We start from the raw sequence: 6,627 nt of genomic DNA, 5'->3' as shown, positions 1-6,627 counted from the left end.
AGGAACGTAGATATTAAAGTGATAATGGCTAGATTAAAGCGTTCCCTGACTGGTTACTATAATTATTACTGTATCACAGACAACACAGAGACTGTAGAGAAATTTCTTTACCGAGTAAAAAAGTTGTTGTTTAAGCGGATGAATCGAAGGAGTCAAAGGAAATCTTTCAGTTGGGATAAGTTCAATACATCCTTAGAAAGTACCCTTTACCTCGTCCGGTGATAAAAGTAAATATATATGATTTGAAGAAAGATATTAACTACATTCTATGAATGGTGATAGGAAGAGCCGTGTGCGATAATCCCGCACGCACGGTTCTGTGAGGAGTAGAGGAGCGACCCAATAGGGGAATCGCTCCCGCTTACTCGACTGGGAAAGGAACAGTCTGAAGACCCCGCAGTGAGCGGTAGATGACGCGAGCCGACTAAGACCGTCCTTTGCGGACAACATCGGCATACCCCTTGCCGGGGCAAGGAGGCTGAAGGTTCCCCACGGAAAGCGAGTGTTTTTCCGCAGTGCTGGATCGGCACCAATATTAATGGTGATAGGAAATATAAACATAGCAGTTACGTCGCAGTTTATAGGTTTTGTGTATAAAACAACAATCTTTTAGAAAACAGCCATTGTTAAAAAGTGGGAGGGGATAATATGAATAAGTCAAAATTGCGAAAAAAAGCAATTACTTACCTAAACTCTTTGTCAAAACCCGAAAAAAAATCCATTGAAGAAAAAATCACCAGTCAGCTGATTAACTCAGAACTATGGAAGAAAGCTGAAACAATTGGTATAACAATATCCCAGGGTTTTGAATGGGATACAAAGGCAATTATAGATACAGCATGGAAAGAACAAAAGCAGGTGACAGTTCCTAAATGCGATCCAGCTAAAAAACAACTGACTTTTTATCAACTAAAAACATATAATCAACTCGAGATAGTTTATTACAATCTACAGGAGCCAAGCCCAAGCATATCTAAACCTATCAAGAAAACCAGTATAGACTTGTTAATTGTCCCAGGATTGCTTTTTGATAAAAATGGTTACAGAATTGGTTTTGGTGGGGGATACTATGATCGATTTCTAACCGATTTCCCCAATGTGACTGCTTCATTAGTAGCAGATGGGCAATTAATTCAAGAAATTCCTAGTGAAGCGTTTGATCTACCTGTTGATTATATTATCAACGAAAATGGAATATATTAATAGGAGGTATTCTATTGCAATCAAATCGTTATTCAAGACAACTTTTATTTGGTCCAATACAACAGGCCGGACAGGATAAACTGCAAAATAGTACTGTACTAGTCGTAGGAGTTGGAGCATTAGGTACTGTAATCTGTAACCATTTAGTCCGATCTGGTGTTGGTAAAATACGACTAATCGACCGTGATTATGTTGAGCTGACAAATTTGCAACGACAAATGTTGTTTGACGAAAACGATGTCAAAGAGGCTTTACCAAAAGCAATTGCGGCTAAAAACAAATTGGAGAAGATTAATAGTACAACAGAAATAGATGCAATTGTTGGAAACGTTACAGCTGAAAATGTTGAGGAGTTAATTAACGGAGTGGATGTCGTTCTGGATGGGACGGATAATTTATTTACTAGATTTATACTGAACGACTGTTGTTTTAAACACGACATTCCATTTTCTTATGGTGGTGTAGTAAGCTCCAGAGGAATGACTGCATTTCTTATTCCACAAAAAACACCATGCTTACGCTGCTTGATTTCAGGTACAGCTAATGATGGACAAACATGTGACACTGTTGGGGTTATTTCTCCAGCAGTGGACATGGTTTCCTCTTTTCAAGTAACCGAGACAATTAAATATCTAACGGGTAACAAAGATGTATTAAGAAACACACTTCACACGTTTGATATATGGTTAAATAACCAATATGATATTAAATTTGCAAACCCAAAAATAAATTGTCCCACTTGTCAAACTAGAGAGTTCCCTTCTTTAAAAAGAAAAGTAGAAAATGCAGAAATTGTTTTATGTGGCAGAAATAGTGTTCAAATACACCAAAAAACAAAACTTAATTTAAAAATTTGGAAGGATAAACTTGCTCCAGTTTCCGCAGTTAAGCAAACTCCTTTTTTGTTGAAGGCTGAATTTGAGCAGGGCATTACATTTATTCTTTTTTCTGATGGCAGGGTTCTGGTTCAAGGTACAGAAGATACTGTAATTGCCAGGTCGTGGTATGATCGATATATCGGTTCGTAATGCATAATTAAATGGTCACCTGAAAAAACTAAAGGTACTATAAAATAGAAATCAGGTGAACGCATGAGAATAATAGTAATTGTTGGAATTGTCTTATCGGCTTTGTTTGCTGTATATAAATGGCGCTACAAATTGTTGAACATGATCCTGGCTGTGAGTGTGTTACGAAAATTAGGTGTGATGCTAACCATGAATATGCCAACCATTAAAGAAAAACTTTTTTCAAATCTATTTAAAAATCCATTAAATGGTGTTGATTCACAAAAAAATTAGCTATCCCAAGGTAGTTGTTCTCCATGCAACTACCTTGTTTTTTGAAATGAAGGGAACACAGGAATTATTTAGTTAGCTTTGATATGATGTCATTGGGGGAGGATACAATATGTACACAAATGAACAACATGTCATGTATAAAATTGCAGATCAATTAGTTGCAGAAGAAGGATACGAGATCGTTGATATGGATGAGCATAAAGAAGAAATTTGGCTTGAAAAATATATAAACAAAACCTCCTACGTCATCAGACTGGTACATAAAGAATTTTACTGGATGAACGATTTAAAAAAAGATATAGCACTGGCTTTTCAACGAACTAAGGCTATCAGACGGTTATTAATAGGCAAACATATCTTAGTAAAAAACATTTATATCGCTAAACATGCCCCCGTTGGTGAATGGGAGAAATTGAAAAAGCCAATGAAGTTAAAAGAACGCACGTCCATTAAAATGCACTTATATTATTTAAATGAAGCAGATATTTTCGCGGAAAAAAAACGTTTAGAGCAAGCACTTGATATTCAATTAAAGATAACTACAAATGAACTCTCCACTGTAGATTTAACTAATGAACTAAATGATTTAAAAAATAAATTAAAAAACATACTACATATGAAAAGAAAAGAGATTAAAACAGTATTTTCATACGGGAAACCATTTTTAACCTTTATTTTATTTGCTATAAATATATTTCTGTTTATCATACTTGAATTTAGCGGAGGAAGTACATCAACACAAACGCTTATTACATATGGGGCAAAGTACAATCCTGCCATAATTGAAGGGGAATGGTGGAGAATTATCTCTTCCATGTTTTTGCACATTGGTTTACTACACTTATTTATGAATATGTTAGCTTTGTATTATTTGGGGACTACCGTTGAACGGATTTATGGTTCTGCTCGATTCCTATTTATATATATCCTTGCCGGAATTGGTGGTGGCCTTGCTAGTTTTGCTTTTACAACAACTGTTTCAGCGGGAGCTTCCGGTGCGTTATTTGGATTATTTGGTGCTTTGTTACTTTTTGGAATGCTGCACAAGAAACTGTTTTTCCAAACAATGGGAAAAGGAATTATTGTTTTAATTGGCTTAAATTTAATTTTTGGTTTTTCAATCCCTCAGGTTGATAATAGTGCACATATTGGTGGATTAATAGCTGGCTTTTTAGCGTCTGCAATTGTTTTCTTACCTAAGAAAAAGAAATTTTTTTACCAACTAGCAGCTTTTGTTTGTTACTTCGCGATTATTATAGGATTGATATTTCTCGGGATAGAAAAAAATAAGGAAAGCGCATTGTATCAGTTGACCAAAATTGAGGAACTACTGAAGGAAGATAATTATAAAGCAGTTGTTACCCGGGCAACAAAAGGGTTAGAGACACCAAGTAAGTTAACTGCTACACTCCTTTTTCAACGGTCATACGCGCATATTGAATTGGGCGAAACTTCTTTAGCCATAAATGATCTAGAAGAAATTGTTGAAATGGATACTGATATGCCAGAGGTATACTACAACCTGGCTATATTATATCAAAATCAGGACAATGAACAAAAGGCTAAACAAACTGTTGAAAAGGCTTTTGAGTTAAAGCCTAATGATAATTCATATAAAAATTTATATAAACAAATTATGGGTCACAAACAATAGTTACAATAAATCACGAAGATTCTCTGTATTAAGGATACTTTTGAATTAGACGCTCCGTGTTTTCGTTTATTTCAAACAAAACGATAAGATGCTTGTTATCCTTTCCAAATAATACAATAGGTATCTGGCTTGCGACCTGCCCACTCGCACTGGTAATTGGAACAAGATAGTTCTTGTACACCCCTTCCCATAATTGACCGATAATTTGATTCGTTTTGCTTTGTGACAGTGTAGGTAATGGAGAATTATTATAACGGTTTAATTCAGTTAATGGAACAATTAAATAATTTTTCTTTTTTATCCGATAATGATCAAAAATTCGATCCCAGTAATTTAATAAAGTCCCCTTTATTTCGTTATTCAACTGTTGTTCTAAAGCTTTATTTTTCTTCGTTTTCAGAGTATCAAAAGACCGAACAGGCGACAGTCTATCCTCGATAACATACAAATTGTCATAGGTCATTTTTTGAATGCTTTTAATAGAATCCTCTGAATGATGTATTTCACCATGATGGTAGGAGATAGATTGAAAATAGCCCGTCCCTTTTGACTTAACGCGTTCATTCAAGTTAATGTTTTTTACATTTTCATGCCATTTGCTTAAGGCTCCAAGAAGCTTTCCATTCTTAAAAAGCAATGATATGTCCTGCCTTAAATATAAAGATTTTTCACTCTTTGAGAAGGTGTTCCATGAAATAATGTATTTACCTCGATTATTAAGTATCTTCATTTTTAAGTTTGTATCTGCCTCAGCAAAACCTGTCTCCTCATCTAAAGGGAAGTAGCTGATACTTGGAATTGAATCAACTTTGGCTTGGTACAAAAGGTAAAAGGAGATACTTAGCATAAGGCAAATAGTAGGTACTATATATTTTCTCATTACGTCATCCCCTGAAAAAGGTTTGTCTTAATAAAGATGTATGTATTTGGATTGCCAAATATGTATAGGAAACTTCTATAAGAACACAATAAGTGCATGAATTCTTATAGAAGCGGGGAGAGACTTATGGAAACAAAAAAACAACCTCTATTTCCCACATACCAGGAGAATATTGATTATTTACATAAGCATTTGGGAGTTGAGAAAAGCTTTGATGTTATTCATTTGAATTTAGAGTACGCTGGCAGAAAAATGTCATTATTTCTAATAGATGGGTTCGCAAAAGATGAAATTTTACATTTCATCATGAAGTTTTTTGCTAAACTTAAGCCAGAGGATCTAGACCCAGATCCGTTAAAAAAGTTACTTCAAACATATGTACCTTATATAGAACTTGGAAATAACCATGACTTAAACAAAACAGTAGATCTTGTACTTGGGGGACCTATTGCATTAGTTGTGGAAGGTATAGATGAGATAATCATGATCGATGCCCGGACTTATCCTGTTCGTGCTCCGGCAGAGCCTGATCTGGAACGTGTTGTCCGGGGCTCACGGGACGGTTATGTTGAAACAATCGTATTCAACACCGCTTTGACACGTAGAAGGGTTAGAGACAAAACACTGCGTATGGAATATTTGCAAATCGGAAGGCGATCGAAAACAGATATTTGTTTATGTTATATTGAGGATATAGCAGACATGAGCCGAGTTAAAAAGCTTAAAGAGTCATTGGAAAAGATTGATACTGATGGGCTACCAATGGCAGAAAAAACTATTGAAGAATTTATAAGTGGCCGCCATTGGAATCCTTATCCAACAGTTAGATATACAGAACGCCCTGATACTGCATCGGCGCACTTATACGAAGGACATATTTTGATTATTATTGATGGATCACCAAGTGTTATGATTACGCCTGCTACTTACTGGCATCATTTACAGCATGCAGAAGAATATCGCCAAAAACCACTGGTCGGAGCTTATTTGAGGTTAATCCGTTTTATTGCTGTAATAGCATCCATTTTTATCCTACCACTTTACTACTTGTTTTCTACTGATCAAACATTGTTACCACCGAATCTGGATTTTATCGGTCCAGCTGATATGGGTACTATTCCATTAATAGCCCAGTTTCTGATAGCTGAAATAGGGCTAGATATGCTTAGGATGGCAGCACTTCATACTCCTTCATCACTTGTTACAGCATTAGGACTTGTTGCGGCAGTCCTGTTGGGACAAGTTGCTGTTCAAATTGGTTTGTTTTCAAATGAAGTTGTTTTGTACCTGGCGATAGCTGCTATAGGGACGTTTGCAACACCAAGCTATGAACTCAGTTTGGCGAATCGACTCGTTCGTATGTTTTTACTAATTGTGACTGCATCTTTTGGACTGGTTGGCTATGTATTGGGAATAACGGGGTGGATTCTGTACCTCGTACGCATGAAATCATATGAGATAGCATATTTGTGGCCGCTTTTACCTTTTTCCTACCGTGCCTTTCGTGATGTGTTTGTTCGTACACCAATACCATTGAAAAACAGGAGACCTACATTTTTGAACCCTCAGGACCCTGACAAATAATTTGG

Annotated in this window: 7 protein-coding genes; 6 read left to right on the top strand and 1 reads right to left on the bottom strand. The window is 36.0% G+C overall.

Features of this window, described 5'->3' with window-relative positions; genetic code table 11:
• Nucleotides 1-24 precede the first annotated feature (24 nt).
• From ACOI1D_RS20750 to ACOI1D_RS20730, 5 genes are all read left to right on the top strand, one after another.
• Nucleotides 25-222 carry a hypothetical protein gene (locus tag ACOI1D_RS20750; protein WP_422504008.1) on the top strand — a complete coding sequence of 66 codons (198 nt, stop codon included), beginning with the start codon at nt 25-27 and terminating at the stop codon, nt 220-222.
• Nucleotides 223-648: 426 nt separating this feature from the next.
• Nucleotides 649-1,203 carry a 5-formyltetrahydrofolate cyclo-ligase gene (locus tag ACOI1D_RS20745; RefSeq protein WP_422504006.1) on the top strand — a complete coding sequence of 185 codons (555 nt, stop codon included), beginning with the start codon at nt 649-651 and terminating at the stop codon, nt 1,201-1,203.
• 14 nt (nt 1,204-1,217) lie between these two features.
• Complete coding sequence (locus ACOI1D_RS20740) at nt 1,218-2,231, top strand: ThiF family adenylyltransferase (RefSeq protein ID WP_422504004.1); 1,014 nt, start codon at nt 1,218-1,220, stop codon at nt 2,229-2,231.
• A gap of 63 nt (nt 2,232-2,294) precedes the next feature.
• A complete protein-coding gene (locus tag ACOI1D_RS20735) occupies nt 2,295-2,504 on the top strand; it encodes a hypothetical protein (RefSeq protein WP_422504002.1) in 210 nt (69 codons plus the stop codon).
• 109 nt (nt 2,505-2,613) lie between these two features.
• Entirely contained in the window at nt 2,614-4,158 is a 1,545-nt protein-coding gene (locus ACOI1D_RS20730) for a rhomboid family intramembrane serine protease (protein ID WP_422504000.1), read from the top strand.
• A gap of 28 nt (nt 4,159-4,186) precedes the next feature.
• Here the strand turns inward: ACOI1D_RS20730 and ACOI1D_RS20725 are convergent, their stop codons facing one another.
• Complete coding sequence (locus tag ACOI1D_RS20725; RefSeq protein WP_422503998.1) at nt 4,187-5,038, bottom strand: hypothetical protein; 852 nt, start codon at nt 5,036-5,038, stop codon at nt 4,187-4,189.
• 126 nt (nt 5,039-5,164) lie between these two features.
• Between ACOI1D_RS20725 and ACOI1D_RS20720 the strand changes: the two genes are divergently transcribed.
• Complete coding sequence (locus ACOI1D_RS20720; RefSeq protein ID WP_422503996.1) at nt 5,165-6,622, top strand: spore germination protein; 1,458 nt, start codon at nt 5,165-5,167, stop codon at nt 6,620-6,622.
• Nucleotides 6,623-6,627: the final 5 nt, after the last annotated feature.

Origin of the sequence: Virgibacillus sp. DJP39 (assembly GCF_049310925.1) — a bacterium.
Lineage (GTDB): Bacteria > Bacillota > Bacilli > Bacillales > Amphibacillaceae > Virgibacillus_F.
The sequence above is the reverse complement of the archived record's forward strand: the minus strand, read 5'-3'. Positions and strand labels throughout refer to the sequence as shown.